Genomic DNA, 14,422 nt, shown 5'->3' on the forward strand with positions numbered 1-14,422 from the left:
CAAAAGGCGGAAATCTTCCGTTTCCGACTTTCCTGAGAGGAAAGCTGGAGCACAGAGAAGATTTCCGCCTTTGATGGTATTCAGGGATAACCGGGAATAAAAGCCCGTGCAAATTTCAAAAGGTTACGAAAAAAGCGTTATTCCTGGTCCATCGTGAACAAATTGCAAAGCAGGCTAAAGAGTCTTATCAGCGTGTATTAGGTCCTGCTCATACTTATGGTTTAATTTCAGGAAATGTTCACGAATATGGAAAAGATTATACTTTTGCAACTGTTCAGACAGCTTCTAAGGACAGCTTTCTAGACTCAACAAAACCAGACGAATTTGATGTTGTAGTCATCGATGAAGTTCATAGAGCAGGAGCGAACAGTTATCAAAAAATTATGAATAAACTAAAACCTAAATTTTGGTTAGGTATGAGTGCAAGCCCTGATCGAAATGACGGATTTGATATTTACAGTCTCTTTGATCACAACATAGCTAGTGAAATTCGGCTGCAGCAGGCCCTTGAAGAAGACTACCTTGCTCCGTTTCATTATTTTGGACTCTCTGATTTAAGCATTGAATCGAATGAAAAAGAAAATAAGACAGGAAATCTACAAGCAAAGTTTGATCAAATTGAATTTGAGCAGCGAATCAATCACATCATGGAACAGGCCAAGTATTATGGTCATTCAGGAACAAATGGAGTAAAAGGGTTAATCTTTGTTTCAAGTAAGGATGAGGCAAAACGTCTGTCAGAGGGTTTTAACCGTAAAGGATGGAAAACATTACCATTATCTGGAGATGACAGTCAGCAAAAAAGAGAAGAAGCGATTGATCGTTTAGTCTCTGATGATCGATCGGATCGACTCGATTACCTCATTACGGTAGATATATTCAATGAAGGTGTAGACATTCCCGAGATTAATCAGGTAATCATGCTTCGTCCAACGCAAAGTGCGATTGTCTTTATCCAACAGTTAGGCCGAGGCTTAAGGAAGGCCAAAGGAAAAGAATTTGTGGTAGTTCTTGATTTTATCGGGAATTATGAATCGAACTATTTAATTCCTGTCGCTCTTTCAGGAGATAGTTCTTATAACAAGGATAATATGAGGCGGTTTATCCAGGAAGGCGCTAATTCGCTTCCAGGAATGAGTTCAGTGCATTTTGATGAGGTTGCCAGATCAAGAATTTATGCTGCAGTTGATCAGGCAAAAACCAATACAATTTCTTTGTTAAAGGAGGCCTATGCTCAGTTGAAATACAAACTGGGAAGGATACCTGATTTGGTAGATTATGATCGTTTTGAGAGCATAGATCCAAACCTCTTTTTTAACAATAAGAGCCTTGGCTCGTATCCGGCATTTTTAATGAAGTATGAAAAAGAGTTCACTTCTAGATTAAGTGAACTAGAATTAGAATACTTAAAGTTTTTATCGGTAAAGTTTGGTGCAGGTAAGTGGATTGATGAATTGATTATTATACAAGCTCTGATCAATGATGGCGGCTTGGTCATCGATCAATGGAAAGATTTACTGATAAAAAATGACATTTTAGTGACTGAACATACAATACAAGTTTTAAAGAGTTCGTTGTCTGGGAATTATGCAGCCGGAACCGGTGCCGAAAAAATGAAGAGAATTCAATTCGTAGAGGAAGAAACAGGAAGAATATCATTTCAATTTCAAAAGATGCTCGAAAACCGGGCATTTAAACAATCTCTTACTAATCTTTTCAAATTTTCGTTGAATCGAAATAAACGAAACTATTCTGAGAGATATAAAGAGACTAAATTCAAACTCTATTCAAAATATACCTATGAAGAAGTATGCCGGCTACTTGAATGGGACAGGCCTGTAGTTGCGCAAAATGTTGGCGGATATTGGATTGATCATAAGACAAAAACATACCCAGTTTTTATTAATTACGACAAAAAAGAAGCTGAAGAACATCTGCAATATCATGATCGATTTTTGAATAGGTATACGATTCGAGCAATGAGTAAAAACGGTCGAACTCATGAATCGAAAGATATGCAGACTGCATTGAATGCAAAAGACCAAGAATATTCTATGCATTTGTTTATTCGAAAAAATAAGGATGATGCCATCAGCAAAGAGTTCTATTACCTTGGAGAGATATTCGCTTCAGGATGGTATGAGGATCAAAAGAATGTAAATGGGAAAAACATTACTGAAATCGAGTATGATCTTGAAGTACCTGTACCTGAAGAGCTCTACGATTACATCACGAATTAAGTTATTACCCAATGCTTGTTAATCAAAAACGGCTTGACAAGCTGCGAAAGGCCGAGATAGTTTACACCCTTACCCCTTTGTCTTATGACAGAGGGGTAAATTGTGATTCTTGAGTATCTTCGTAAACAGCCAAGTGCATAGAAAGACTTTGCTGGATTCATTTATGACCTGCTTATTTAGCGAATTGCTGTTATTTTGTTTATTCTGTCGTTGCTTCAGCACGCAACACAAACCATCAAAACAAATACGGGATAACTTAGGTAGAGATCTAAAGATCTTTCAATTTCTAATCTGGATTGCCGAGTCTGTAGGAAATGGACAACTAAACGACGTTGATAAGAGAGTAACGAGCATTAGAAATTAAAGATGAAAATAGTTTTCATGAAATCGGTTACCAAAATGTAAATTTTAATCAAATCAAGTAAGTGAATATAGTTCTTTATTTATGAGGATTCCGTATACTTTTTTTGAAGTTTCGCTTGTAATGAGTTGGTCGATTTGCTATATTGGTTGGGCATTGCAATGAAGTGCGAGGTTGCTGACCCACTGAGAACCGTTGTCATGGAATGGGTCAGGGAATTTGCATGGAGCATGTTTATCCAGAATAAACGAAAGGAGTAACCATGGCAAAAAACACAATGAGAATTCGCTTAAAGGCGTATGAACACCGCATCCTTGACGAGAGTGCCAAGAAGATCGTGGAAGCGGCTGAAAAGCACGGTGCTAAAAAAGTAGTTGGCCCAGTGCCTCTGCCAACAGAAAAGCAGGTTGTTACAATTCTGCGTGCTGTGCACAAATATAAAGATTCCCGCGAACAGTTTGAAATTCGTACGCACAAGCGTTTGATTGAGATTGTTGCACCGAACAAGGAAACCATTGATGCCCTGCAGAGACTGGACCTTCCAAGTGGTGTTGACATCGAGATTAAACTTTAATGGAGGTGTCAAATAATGAAAGGACTATTAGGAAGAAAACTGGGGATGACTCAGGTCTTCACTGAAGACGGCCTGCTGATTCCTGTAACAGTCATCGAAGCAAGCCCAAACGTAGTTCTTCAGAAGAAAACTGAAGAAACTGATGGGTATAACGCAGTTCAGATTGGTTTCGAAGATAAGAAAGAAAAGAACTCAACCAAACCTGAAATTGGTCATGCTAAAAAGGCCAATACTGCTCCAAAGCGTTTCGTTCGTGAAGTTCGTGACTGTGAACTCGATGTAAACGTTGGAGATCTCGTGAGTGTCGATATCTTTGCGCCAGGTGAACAGGTAGACGTAATCGGTACTTCTAAAGGTAAAGGTTACCAGGGTACTATCGTAAGAAATAATGCTCACCAGGGTCCAAAGACCCATGGTGGATCCAAGAACATCCGTCACATCGGATCTCTTGCTACCAATGGTATTACATCCCGTCAGGGACGCATCATGAAAGGTACAGTAATGCCTGGGCATGAAGGCGCCAAGAGAACAACCGCTCCTAACCTGACAGTGATCAAGGTTGATAAAGAAAACAACTACGTTCTTATTAAAGGGAACGTTCCAGGTCCGAAAAGAGGTATGGTTATGATCCGCACTGCCAAGACAAGCAAGGGCGACAAAGAACCAGTAACTCTTGTGGACTATAGCAAGGAGGCTGGAGAATAATGGCTGTTATTGACGTTATTAACCAGAACGGTGAAGTCGTAGGAACTTACGACCTGAATGACACTGTATTTGGTATCGAACCTCACAAAGATGCGCTTTATGAAGCAGTTAAACTGCAGCGCGCTTCCCTGCGTCAGGGTACTTCTGCTGTTAAGCGCAGATCTGATGTAAGAGGCGGCGGACGCAAACCTTACCGTCAGAAAGGAACTGGACGTGCTCGTCAGGGTTCCATCCGTGCTCCTCAGTACAGAGGCGGTGGAGTTGTATTTGGTCCAAACCCAAGAGACTACTCTTACAAGATCAATAAGAAAGTACGCCGTCTGGCTCTGAAATCTGCTTTAAGCAGCAAACTTCAGGATTCAGAAATGGCTCTGATGAATGAAATCGTTCTTGACTCTCCAAAAACAAAAGGTTTTGCAGCAATCCTCAATGCAATTGAAGCCCCTGCAAAAACACTGTTTGTTCTTGGTAAAGAAGAAGGCAACGAAAATGTTGAACTTTCCGCTAGAAATATCCCTACTGTTTCTATGATGAGTTCTGATGGCATCAATGTTTATGACCTGCTCAATGCAAACAAGGTTGTATTCACTGAAGCTGCCGTAAAGGAAATCGAGGAGGCTCTGGCTTAAGATGAAAGACTACAGAGACGTTATCATCCGCCCGATCATTACCGAACAGTCAATGAAGCTCAATGAAGAGCACAACAAAGTTACTTTTGAAGTAGCTAAAGACACAAACAAGATTGAAGTACGTCAGGCTGTTGAAAATCTGTTTGGTGTAAAGGTTAAAAAAGTTAACATCATGAACACTAAACCGAAGAAAAAACGTGTTGGACGTTATACCGGTAAGGTAGGCGGCTACAAGAAAGCCGTTGTTACCCTTGCAGAAGGTAACAATATTCCATTATTCGCTTCTGAAGAAGAATAATCGCGAATAGAGGATCAGGGAGAAAAACGCTATTTCCTGAATAAATATTGCGTATCAGGAGGATAAAAAGTTTATGCCAATTAAAAAGTATAAACCGACTACTCCGGGCCGCCGCGGAATGACTTCTCTTTCCAGAGAAGAAATTACAAAGCAGTCCCCGGAAAGATCTCTTACCGCTCCTTTGAAGCGTCAGGGCGGAAGAAATAACACTGGCCGCATCACTACCCGTCATCATGGCGGCGGTCATAAGAGAACTTACAGAATCATCGACTTCAAGAGAAACAAAGATGATATCCCAGCTACTGTAAAAGCGATCGAATACGATCCTAACCGTACCTGCAATATCGCCCTTGTTGCTTATGCCGATGGTGAAAAGAGATACATTCTTGCTCCAAAAGGTCTTAAGGTTGGCGACAAAATCATTTCCGGAAACGAAACTGATATTCGTGTAGGAAATGCCTGCCAGCTGAAAAATATGCCTGAAGGTACAATAATCCACAATATCGAAATGAAACCTGGTAAAGGCGGTCAGCTTGTTCGCGCAGCTGGTGCCAGCGCTCAGATTCTTGGTATTGAAGATAAATATGTAACTCTGCGTCTGACTTCTGGCGAAGTCCGCAAAATTCTTGGAACATGCCGTGCAACAATCGGATCCGTTGGAAACGAAGACCATATCCTCGTTAACATCGGTAAAGCCGGAAGAAACAGATGGAAAGGCGTTCGCCCAACTGTCCGTGGTTCCGTTATGAACCCTAACGATCACCCACATGGTGGTGGTGAAGGCCGTACCCCAATCGGCCGTAAGGCTCCAATGACTCCATGGGGCAAAAAAGCTCTTGGTGTCAAGACCAGAAACAACAAGAAAGCGTCTACTAAGCTGATTGTGCGCAGACGCAACGGCAAATAGACAAGGAGAGATCTGACATGAGTCGCAGTTTAAAAAAAGGCCCGTTCGTCGATGAACACCTGATGAAAAAAGTTCAGGCTCTGAATGCTTCTAACAAAAAAGAAGTCATTAAAACCTGGAGCCGCCGTTCAACGATCTTCCCTGAATTTGTTGAACATACATTTGCCGTACACAACGGCAGAGAACATATCCCGGTATATGTAACCGAAGATATGGTTGGACACAAACTCGGTGAGTTTGCTCCAACACGCAAATATACCGGTCATGCAGCCGATGACAAGAAAGGCAGAAGGTAGAAGACAAGATGGAAGCAAGAGCAACTGCTAAAACTCTTCGCATTCAGCCCCGCAAAGCCAGACTTGTTCTAGATCTGATCCGCGGAAAAGATGTTGAAGAAGCTGCAGCAATCCTGAAATACACTCCAAACAAGGGTGGAAAAATGGTTGGTGATGTACTGCACAGTGCTGTAGCCAATGCGGTCAACAACCATGATATGGATGAAGACAAGCTTTATGTAAAAGAGTGCTATGCCAATGAAGGCATCACAATGAAGCGTTTCATGCCTCGTGCAAAAGGAAGCGCTAGCCCGATTCACAAGAGAACCAGTCACATTACAGTTGTTGTGGCTGAAAAGGAATAGGAGGATCTCATGGGTCAGAAAGTCAATCCTATTGGCATGCGTACCGGAATCATCCGCGACTGGCAGTCGAGATGGTACGCAGACGATAAAGAATTCTCAAAACTTCTGATGGAAGACGTTAAAATCCGTAAGTTCATCGAAGACTATTACAGTAAACTGTCCAAGGCTACGCAGGATAAGCGCAAAGCCGATCCTCAGATTTCCAGAATTGAGATCGAAAGAACTCAGAACCGTATGACCATCATCATCCGCACAGCTCATCCGGGTGTAGTAATCGGTCAGGATGGAAAATCCATTGAAGGTCTGAAAAAGAAACTTGAAAAAATGGTTTCTGTTAAAAATCTTCAGATCAACGTGGTTGAAATTGCCAACCCAAATCTGGATGCCCGTCTGGTGGCCCGTTGGATCGCCAACGAACTTGAAGGACGTAAATCCTTCCGTGCTACTCAGAAAAAAGCAATCCAGAACACAATGAGAGCTGGAGCAAAAGGAATCAAGACAGCTGTATCCGGACGTCTTGGCGGTGCAGATATTGCCCGTACTGAAGGATACTCTGAAGGTGTTGTACCATTACATACACTTCGTTCCGACATTGATTACGCTCTTGAAGAAGCGGCTACTACTTATGGCCGTTTAGGTGTAAAAGTATGGATCTGCCGTGGTGAAGTTCTTCCTGGAGAAATGGTTCAGGAACCAGAAGCTCCAAAACAGAGACGTCCTCGTCCTGCAAGAGGAAGAAACGGACGTGGCAGCAACCGTGGACAGGGAAGAAACGGCAATCGCCCGAACAACCGTCAGGGACGTTCTGCAGCTGGTAGAAACAACAGCCGTCAGAATGATGCCGCCCAGAATAAAGGAGGCAACAACTAATGCTGATGCCAAAGCGTACCAAGTACCGTCGTCCTCATCGTCAGTCTTATGAAGGCCGTGCAAAAGCGGGCCGTAATGTTGACTTCGGTGAATACGGTCTTGTAGCAGAAACTGGAAACTATGTTTCCAACCGCCAGATTGAGGCAGCCCGTGTTGCCATGACTCGTTATATGAAACGTGGTGGTAAAGTGTGGATTCGTATCTTCCCGCACTTAGCCAGAACCAAAAAACCTCTTGAAGTTCGTATGGGTTCCGGTAAAGGTGCTCCGGAAGGATGGGTAGCTGTAGTTAAACCTGGACGCGTAATGTTCGAAGTTGGCGGTGTGCCTGAAGAAGTTGCACGTGAAGCCCTTCGTCTTGCCGGCCACAAGCTGCCTGTAAAAACTCGTTTTGTTAAGAAAGGAGAAACTGAATAACCATGAAAGCACATGAACTTCGCGAAAAAACTGATGAAGAATTAGTTAAAGAGCTGGATGCTTTAAAAGATGAATTATTCAATCTCCGCTTTCAGCAGGCTACAGGCGAACTCGAAAACACTGCCCGTTTAAAAACAGTGAAAAAGACAATCGCCAGAATCAAAACTATCCAGACTGAAAGAAAAAATCAGGAAGCAGCACAGTAGTTGGAGGAAAGACTAGTGGAAGAAAGAAACAAACGCGCTGTCTACCGTGGACGTGTTGTCTCTGACAAAATGGATAAAACGATCACTGTAGCAGTTGAAACAATGAAGATGCACCCGCTTTATGGAAAGCGTGTCAACTATACGAAGAAATTCAAAGCCCACGATGAGAATAATACAGCGAAAGAAGGAGACGTAGTTGAAATCATGGAAACTCGTCCTCTTTCCAAAACCAAACGTTTCCGTCTGGTTAAAATCGTTGAAGAAGCTCGCGGCTAGACTGGGAGGAACAGCAGATGATTCAGAACGAAAGCCGTTTGCGTGTTGCTGATAATACTGGAGCTAAGGAAGTTCTGGTTATTCGCGCCCTGGGCGGGAGCAAACGTAAATTTGCAAATATCGGTGACGTGGTTGTTTGCACTGTCAAACAGGCAGCTCCTGGCGGCACTGTTAAAAAAGGTGACGTTGTAAAAGGCGTTATCGTGCGTTCCAAATATGGTGTAAACCGTCCTAACGGTTCTTACATCCGTTTTGATGACAACGCAGTTGTATTAATTAAAGATGACAAGAGTCCAAGAGGAACACGTATTTTCGGACCGGTTGCACGTGAATTACGTGATCATGACTACATGAAAATCGTTTCCCTGGCTCCTGAAGTACTGTAAGGAGGAAAGTCTGTGCTTATTAGAAAAGGCGACAAAGTTCAGGTTATTACTGGATCTTACAAAGGAACAGTCGGCGAAGTCCTCAAGGCTTTCCCAAAAGAAAATAAGGTCATTGTTGAAGGCGTAAATGTTGTTAAGAAACATCAGAAACCTACACAGCAGAACCCAGAAGGCGGAATCATTGAAAAAGAAGCCAAGATCCATGTATCGAATGTGGCTCTTTACGATGAAAAAGCCAAAACAGCCGGTAAAGTCGGAATTCGCATTGAAACTGACAAAGACGGCAACAAAGTAAAAGTACGCTACTTCAAGAAGAGCGGAAATGAAATCAAGGACAAGAAGTAGGAGGATAATTCATGGCTCGTTTAAAAGATAAATACAAAAATGATGTTGTCCCCCAGATGATGAAAGATTTCAACTATTCTTCTGTCATGCAGGTACCGAAGATTGAAAAAGTCGTAGTAAATATGGGTGTTGGAGACGCTATTCAGAACTCCAAACTGCTTGATGAAGCTGTTGCTGAAATGGCTGCAATCACCGGGCAGGCTCCAGTAGTTACAAAAGCTAAAAAATCTATCGCAAACTTTAAACTTCGTGAAGGTATGCCGATTGGATGTAAAGTTACCCTGCGTTCGGACAAAATGTATGAATTCCTGGATAAGCTGTTCAACATTTCCTTACCACGTGTAAGAGACTTCCGTGGTGTTAGCGACACTGCCTTTGATGGACGTGGAAACTACACTTTAGGTATTAAAGAACAGATCATCTTCCCGGAAATTGACTTTGACAAGGTTAACCGCACACGCGGTATGGATGTTGTCATCGTTACCACAGCTCAAAGCAATGACGAAGCAAAAGCCCTGCTTGAAAAGCTTGGCATGCCTTTCGTCAAGAATAACTAGGAGGATTATCGTGGCAAAAAAAGCGATGAAGTTAAAACAGGCACGTCCTCAGAAATTTAAAGTACGTGAATATACCCGCTGCCAGAGATGCGGACGTCCTCACTCTGTTTTAAGAAAATATGGAATTTGCCGTATCTGCTTCCGTGAACTGGCTTACAAAGGCCAGATTCCTGGAGTTAAGAAGGCTAGCTGGTAAGAAGGAGGAAACAATATCATGACAATGACTGATCCAATTGCAGATATGCTGACCAGAATCCGCAACGCTCTGCAGCAGAAACATGACACAGTTTCCATGCCTTCCAGCAAGGAAAAAGTAAATATCGCCAAAATCCTGAAACAGGAAGGCTATATCAACGATTACAAAGTTGAAGGCGATGGCGTTAAAAAAGTAATGACTATAGATCTGAAATACGGCAAGAACGGTGAAAAAGTTATCACTGGTCTCAAACGTATTTCAAAACCAGGTCTGCGTGTTTACACAGGTGCAGATAATCTGCCAAAAGTACTCAGCGGCCTTGGCACTGCCGTTATTTCTACTTCCAAAGGAGTTATGACGGATCGTGATGCCAGAAAAGCCAATGTCGGCGGCGAAGTGCTTGCTTACATCTGGTAAACCTGACAGGAGGATAAAATGTCACGTATCGGGAATAAACTGATTACCGTTCCTGCTGGTGTTACAGTTGATGTGGCACCAGGGAATGAGGTGACTGTCAAAGGGCCTAAAGGAACTCTGACAAAGAAGTTCGCTGATCGACTGACGATTACAGTTGATGGCGATACCGTCACCGTTAAACGCCCTAATGATGAAAAACACACAAAACAGCTTCATGGAACAACCAGAGCCCTGCTTCACAATATGATTGTTGGTGTTTCTGAAGGCTTCCAGAAAGATCTTGAACTTGTTGGTATCGGTTTCCGTACTGCAATTAAAGGCAACAAGCTGACAATGAATATTGGTTACAGCCATCCAGTTGAAATGGAAATTCAGGAAGGTCTTGAAGTAACCTGCCCGAATGCAACCAATATTTCTGTAAAGGGTATCGATAAGCAGCAAGTTGGTGAATTTGCCGCTAATATCCGCGCTAAACGTAAACCTGAACCTTATAAAGGAAAAGGTATTCGCTATAAAGGTGAACATATCCGTCGTAAGGAAGGCAAAACTGCCGGTAAGAAGTAGTGGGAAAGGAGTAAGAATCTATGATTAATAAAAAATCCAGAAATGCGATGCGTCAGAAACGTCATCTTCGCATCCGCAAGAAAGTCAGCGGAACTCCTGAATGCCCACGTCTGAATGTATTCAGAAGCAATACGCACATCCATGCTCAGATCATTGACGATGTAAATGGCAACACTCTTGCTTCCGCAAGCAGTGTTGACATGAAACTTGAGAACGGATCCAATGTCGAAGCAGCCAAAAAAGTTGGTGCTGAAGTAGCTAAACGCGCAATCGACAAGAACATTAAGAAAGTTGTATTCGACCGAGGCGGTTACGCCTACACCGGCCGTGTTAAAGCTTTTGCAGATGCCGCAAGAGAAGCCGGCCTGGAATTTTAGGAGATTAACCAATGCCAAACGAAAGAAGACCAAGAAGAGAGCAGAAAGAGTTTGACGAACAGGTTGTATCCATCAACCGAATTGCGAAAACGGTTAAAGGTGGACGCCGTATGCGTTTTGCTGCTCTTGTAGTAGTAGGTGACAGAAAAGGCCGTGTCGGTGTCGGAACCGGTAAGGCTAAAGAAGTACCAGAAGCTATCCGTAAGGCCAGTGAAGCAGCTAAGAAGAACATCATTCATGTACCACTGGTTGGAACAACCATTCCTCATGAAATCAAAGGTGTTTTCGGAGCTGGTAAAGTATTCATGAAGCCAGCTTCTGAAGGTACCGGTGTAATCGCTGGTGGCGCTTCCCGTGCAGTTCTTGAACTTGCCGGAATCACCGATATTCTGACCAAAAACCTGGGAAGCCGTACAAAAATCAATACAGTACGTGCAACTATGGAAGGTCTGAAATCCCTGCGTACTATTGAGCAGGTTGCTGAACTGCGCGGAAAAAGCGTAGAAGAAATTCGCGGATAGGAAACGGAGGAGAAATCAATGAAACTTCATGAACTCTCACAGACCAATGTCCGCAAATCCAGAAAGCGTGTGGGACGCGGACCAGGAAGCGGTCTTGGAAAAACATCCGGCCGTGGACAGAAAGGTCAGAAAGCCAGAAGTGGCGGCGGAGTTCGTCCTGGTTTTGAAGGTGGACAGACCACGTTAGCCAGACGTCTTCCAAAAAGAGGTTTTACCAACTTCAACCGTAAGGAATACGCTATCATCAATCTTAGCGATCTGAACCGTTTTGAAGAAGGAACTCATGTAACTCCAGAACTGTTAAAAGACATGGGACTGCTGAAAAAACAGCTTGCCGGTGTTAAGGTTCTTGGACACGGAGAACTTGAAAAGAAACTGCATGTTACTGCAGCTAAGTTCTCTGCTTCTGCTAAGGAAGCAATTGAAAAAGCAGGCGGAACCGCTGAGGTTCGCTAAGCGATGAAAAGTATTAAGGCAATCTGGGTTAACAAGGATATTCGCAACCGAATCCTTTTTACCCTCTTTGCCTTTCTTGTGTATCGTCTGGGATGTGCGATTACTGTCCCCGATGTAAACACAACCGGACTCATGGCAGGACTTAAAGACAACAGCTTATTTGCGATGATGAGCCTGCTTGGAGGCGGTGGAATTGAGCAGTTCTCCATCTTTGCACTTGGAGTGACTCCTTATATCACCGCGTCCATCATCATTCAGCTATTAAGCATGGATGTTATTCCATCTTTAACTGAACTTGCCAAGTCTGGTGCCAACGGCCGAAAGAAAATGGATCAGTATACCCGTTATCTTGGTGTCGTATTTGGATTCGTTCAGTCTGTTTCCCTCGTTTACACATTTAACAATATGTATCCGGGGTTATTTATCGGTGGTCTTACCACTGCAAGAATGCTTTATATTGCGACGATATTTACGGCTGGAACCATGTTCCTGGTCTGGATCGGTGATCAGATCTCAGTGAAGGGAATTGGTAATGGTGTATCGATGGTTATTATGGCCGGTATCGTCGGAAGGATGCCTCAGCAGTTTTCAGCTGCCTGGGAGACCTTCATTCAAAGCGGTATGGATCAGGGTATGATCGCTTTCGGGTGTTATATTCTGATTTATCTGCTGATCATCGTATTTGTTACGCTGATTAATACGGCTGAGCTGAAGATCCCTATTCAGTACACTTCATCTTCAATGACGCTCGCTCAGAATTCGAAGATGAACTACCTTCCGCTCAAAATCAATTCAGCGTCCGTTATTCCAGTTATCTTTGCCTCATCCCTGATGATGGCTCCGGTTCAGATTGCAAGCTTCTTTGCAAATGGAGCAGACTGGTATACATTAATGCAGAATTGGCTCGGCCTTCAGACATGGTATTCGTTATTACTGTATGTCATTCTGATTATCTTCTTTACGTTCTTCTATGCGAACATGCAGATCAACCCCGAAAAGGTTGCGGAGAACCTGGGAAAATCAGGCGCTTATATTCCTAGCGTAAGACCGGGCAAGACAACGGAAAAATATATTTCAAAGGCTCTTTCAAGAATTACCGTTCTTGGATCAGTATCCCTAGCATTGATTGCGGTATTACCTCATGTTATGCCACTGATCTGGCCGCAAATGTCCACTTCGATGGCTCTTGGCGGAACAGGTATGATTATCGTTGTGGGTGTTGCCATTGAAACTGTGAAACAGGTTCAGGGTTTAATCACTCAGAAGTCTTATAAGAAATATTACGATTACGACTAGTTCATTAGTCTAGAAACAGGCAAAGGAAAATCAGATTATGAATATCTTTATCATGGGTGCTCCGGGATCCGGTAAAGGCACCGTATCGAGCAGAATCAAAGATAAATACAATTTAAATCACATTTCTACAGGCGATATTTTCCGTAAGAATCTTTCTGAAAACACTCCTCTTGGCATTCAGGCCAAAGAGTATATGGAATCTGGACGACTCGTCCCGGATGAGCTGACCAATGCTATGGTCAGTGACTATTTAAAATCGCTCCCGGATGCAAAGAACGGATACCTGCTGGATGGATACCCCAGAACGCTTGCTCAGGCCAAAGCTTTTGAAGCTTTGACAGATGGCAGTGATCAGGCTGTTGATCTGGTTTTGAGTATGGATGTTCCAAAGGAAGTTCTCACAAAGAGAATTACTGGAAGAAGAATCTGCAAGGGATGCGGAGAAATTTACAATGTGTATTACAAGGCTCCTGCAAACGAAGGAGTCTGTGATATATGCGGGCAGGAACTGTCACAGCGTAAAGATGATAATGAGGACAGCCTCAAGGTTCGTCTTGATGAATATGCTGCAAATACTGAACCTGTCATCGGATACTATGATGATAAAGATATGGTTGCTCATATCAATGCCGATCAGTCCATGGAGGATATCTGGTCTTTCATTCAGAAGACCATTGACGAAAAATAATTTTTTCGAAATCTTCATGATTTAAGAATTGGCTGCAAAGTTGAATTCATGTTTAATTGCGTCTATAATCTTTTAGGCGCAATTTCATTTTGCGGCGCTCGTTTTTAGCCATCTTTTATCTGATCTGTATTAAAGTCAGTCAGGATGGCCAAAAAAACTGAAATAAGAATGATTTATCAGTTCGTTTTTCAGATTATAAATTTAGGGGATCTGGTTCGTTGTATCTGATTCTTTAAATCTGATTTTCCCTTATTTTTTTGATTTACAGCCTGTCAGCAATTACTGACAGAGAAAAATGCAGAACTACGTTTCTGCTAAAATCCCCTGACTGATGGGATTTTAGAGGAGAAAACATACACAGAAAGAGGACCAACATGAAAGTTAGACCATCTGTTAAACCGATCTGCGATAAATGCCGTGTTATCCGCCGTAAAGGCAGAGTCATGGTCATCTGTGAAAACCCAAAACATAAGCAGAGACAAGGTTAATAAGGAGCA

Annotated in this window: 24 protein-coding genes; all 24 read left to right on the forward strand. The window is 42.8% G+C overall.

Translation table 11 applies throughout. The annotated features are described in order from the left end of the window. The first annotated feature begins 86 nt into the window (after positions 1-86). The 24 genes from BO222_RS05300 to rpmJ all read left to right on the forward strand — a co-directional run bounded on the left by BO222_RS05300 (position 87) and on the right by rpmJ (position 14,413). Entirely contained in the window at positions 87-2,240 is a 2,154-nt protein-coding gene (locus tag BO222_RS05300; RefSeq protein WP_269843619.1) for a DUF3427 domain-containing protein, read from the forward strand. Between the two features lie 623 nt (positions 2,241-2,863). Next, a complete protein-coding gene (gene rpsJ / locus BO222_RS05305) occupies positions 2,864-3,175 on the forward strand; it encodes a 30S ribosomal protein S10 (RefSeq protein WP_075819034.1) in 312 nt (103 codons plus the stop codon). A gap of 15 nt (positions 3,176-3,190) precedes the next feature. Then, on the forward strand, positions 3,191-3,880 hold the full coding sequence (rplC, locus tag BO222_RS05310) for a 50S ribosomal protein L3 (RefSeq protein ID WP_075819036.1): 690 nt from the start codon (positions 3,191-3,193) through the stop codon (positions 3,878-3,880). Then, entirely contained in the window at positions 3,880-4,509 is a 630-nt protein-coding gene (rplD, locus tag BO222_RS05315) for a 50S ribosomal protein L4 (protein WP_075819038.1), read from the forward strand. Before rplC ends, rplD begins: the two co-directional genes overlap by 1 nt. Before the next feature lies 1 nt (position 4,510). Further along, positions 4,511-4,807, forward strand: a complete 297-nt coding sequence (gene rplW, locus BO222_RS05320) for a 50S ribosomal protein L23 (RefSeq protein ID WP_075819040.1) — start codon at positions 4,511-4,513, stop codon at positions 4,805-4,807. 73 nt (positions 4,808-4,880) lie between these two features. Beyond that, the gene (rplB, locus tag BO222_RS05325) at positions 4,881-5,714 is read left to right on the forward strand and encodes a 50S ribosomal protein L2 (protein ID WP_075819042.1); all 834 of its coding nucleotides are present in this window, start codon (positions 4,881-4,883) and stop codon (positions 5,712-5,714) included. Positions 5,715-5,731: 17 nt separating this feature from the next. Beyond that, the gene (rpsS, locus tag BO222_RS05330; RefSeq protein ID WP_075819044.1) at positions 5,732-6,010 is read left to right on the forward strand and encodes a 30S ribosomal protein S19; all 279 of its coding nucleotides are present in this window, start codon (positions 5,732-5,734) and stop codon (positions 6,008-6,010) included. 8 nt (positions 6,011-6,018) lie between these two features. After that, complete coding sequence (rplV, locus tag BO222_RS05335; RefSeq protein ID WP_075819046.1) at positions 6,019-6,354, forward strand: 50S ribosomal protein L22; 336 nt, start codon at positions 6,019-6,021, stop codon at positions 6,352-6,354. A gap of 9 nt (positions 6,355-6,363) precedes the next feature. Then, on the forward strand, positions 6,364-7,224 hold the full coding sequence (gene rpsC, locus BO222_RS05340) for a 30S ribosomal protein S3 (RefSeq protein WP_075819048.1): 861 nt from the start codon (positions 6,364-6,366) through the stop codon (positions 7,222-7,224). Further along, on the forward strand, positions 7,224-7,640 hold the full coding sequence (gene rplP / locus BO222_RS05345) for a 50S ribosomal protein L16 (protein WP_075819050.1): 417 nt from the start codon (positions 7,224-7,226) through the stop codon (positions 7,638-7,640). The genes rpsC and rplP overlap by 1 nt, the downstream gene beginning before the upstream one ends. A gap of 2 nt (positions 7,641-7,642) precedes the next feature. Beyond that, the gene (rpmC, locus tag BO222_RS05350) at positions 7,643-7,846 is read left to right on the forward strand and encodes a 50S ribosomal protein L29 (protein ID WP_075819052.1); all 204 of its coding nucleotides are present in this window, start codon (positions 7,643-7,645) and stop codon (positions 7,844-7,846) included. Positions 7,847-7,861: 15 nt separating this feature from the next. After that, positions 7,862-8,122, forward strand: a complete 261-nt coding sequence (rpsQ, locus tag BO222_RS05355; protein ID WP_075819054.1) for a 30S ribosomal protein S17 — start codon at positions 7,862-7,864, stop codon at positions 8,120-8,122. A 17-nt stretch (positions 8,123-8,139) separates the two neighbouring features. Beyond that, the gene (rplN, locus tag BO222_RS05360; RefSeq protein ID WP_075819056.1) at positions 8,140-8,508 is read left to right on the forward strand and encodes a 50S ribosomal protein L14; all 369 of its coding nucleotides are present in this window, start codon (positions 8,140-8,142) and stop codon (positions 8,506-8,508) included. A 12-nt stretch (positions 8,509-8,520) separates the two neighbouring features. After that, positions 8,521-8,853 carry a 50S ribosomal protein L24 gene (rplX, locus tag BO222_RS05365; RefSeq protein ID WP_075819058.1) on the forward strand — a complete coding sequence of 111 codons (333 nt, stop codon included), beginning with the start codon at positions 8,521-8,523 and terminating at the stop codon, positions 8,851-8,853. Between the two features lie 11 nt (positions 8,854-8,864). Beyond that, the gene (rplE, locus tag BO222_RS05370) at positions 8,865-9,410 is read left to right on the forward strand and encodes a 50S ribosomal protein L5 (RefSeq protein WP_075819060.1); all 546 of its coding nucleotides are present in this window, start codon (positions 8,865-8,867) and stop codon (positions 9,408-9,410) included. 10 nt (positions 9,411-9,420) lie between these two features. Further along, positions 9,421-9,606, forward strand: a complete 186-nt coding sequence (locus BO222_RS05375) for a type Z 30S ribosomal protein S14 (protein ID WP_075819062.1) — start codon at positions 9,421-9,423, stop codon at positions 9,604-9,606. An 18-nt stretch (positions 9,607-9,624) separates the two neighbouring features. Continuing rightward, positions 9,625-10,023 carry a 30S ribosomal protein S8 gene (gene rpsH, locus BO222_RS05380; protein WP_075819064.1) on the forward strand — a complete coding sequence of 133 codons (399 nt, stop codon included), beginning with the start codon at positions 9,625-9,627 and terminating at the stop codon, positions 10,021-10,023. Positions 10,024-10,041: 18 nt separating this feature from the next. Then, entirely contained in the window at positions 10,042-10,587 is a 546-nt protein-coding gene (rplF, locus tag BO222_RS05385; protein ID WP_075819066.1) for a 50S ribosomal protein L6, read from the forward strand. 20 nt (positions 10,588-10,607) lie between these two features. Further along, positions 10,608-10,964, forward strand: a complete 357-nt coding sequence (gene rplR / locus BO222_RS05390) for a 50S ribosomal protein L18 (protein WP_075819068.1) — start codon at positions 10,608-10,610, stop codon at positions 10,962-10,964. An 11-nt stretch (positions 10,965-10,975) separates the two neighbouring features. Next, positions 10,976-11,485 carry a 30S ribosomal protein S5 gene (gene rpsE / locus BO222_RS05395; RefSeq protein WP_075819070.1) on the forward strand — a complete coding sequence of 170 codons (510 nt, stop codon included), beginning with the start codon at positions 10,976-10,978 and terminating at the stop codon, positions 11,483-11,485. An 18-nt stretch (positions 11,486-11,503) separates the two neighbouring features. Continuing rightward, positions 11,504-11,941, forward strand: coding sequence for a 50S ribosomal protein L15 (gene rplO, locus BO222_RS05400; RefSeq protein ID WP_075819072.1), 438 nt, complete (start codon positions 11,504-11,506; stop codon positions 11,939-11,941). Between the two features lie 3 nt (positions 11,942-11,944). Then, positions 11,945-13,237, forward strand: coding sequence for a preprotein translocase subunit SecY (gene secY, locus BO222_RS05405; protein ID WP_075819074.1), 1,293 nt, complete (start codon positions 11,945-11,947; stop codon positions 13,235-13,237). Positions 13,238-13,274: 37 nt separating this feature from the next. Beyond that, positions 13,275-13,925, forward strand: a complete 651-nt coding sequence (locus BO222_RS05410) for an adenylate kinase (RefSeq protein ID WP_075819076.1) — start codon at positions 13,275-13,277, stop codon at positions 13,923-13,925. 374 nt (positions 13,926-14,299) lie between these two features. Next, positions 14,300-14,413, forward strand: coding sequence for a 50S ribosomal protein L36 (gene rpmJ, locus BO222_RS05415; protein ID WP_075819078.1), 114 nt, complete (start codon positions 14,300-14,302; stop codon positions 14,411-14,413). Positions 14,414-14,422: the final 9 nt, after the last annotated feature.

This window comes from Ileibacterium valens, from assembly GCF_001945525.1.
Lineage (GTDB): Bacteria > Bacillota_I > Bacilli_A > Erysipelotrichales > Erysipelotrichaceae > Ileibacterium > Ileibacterium valens.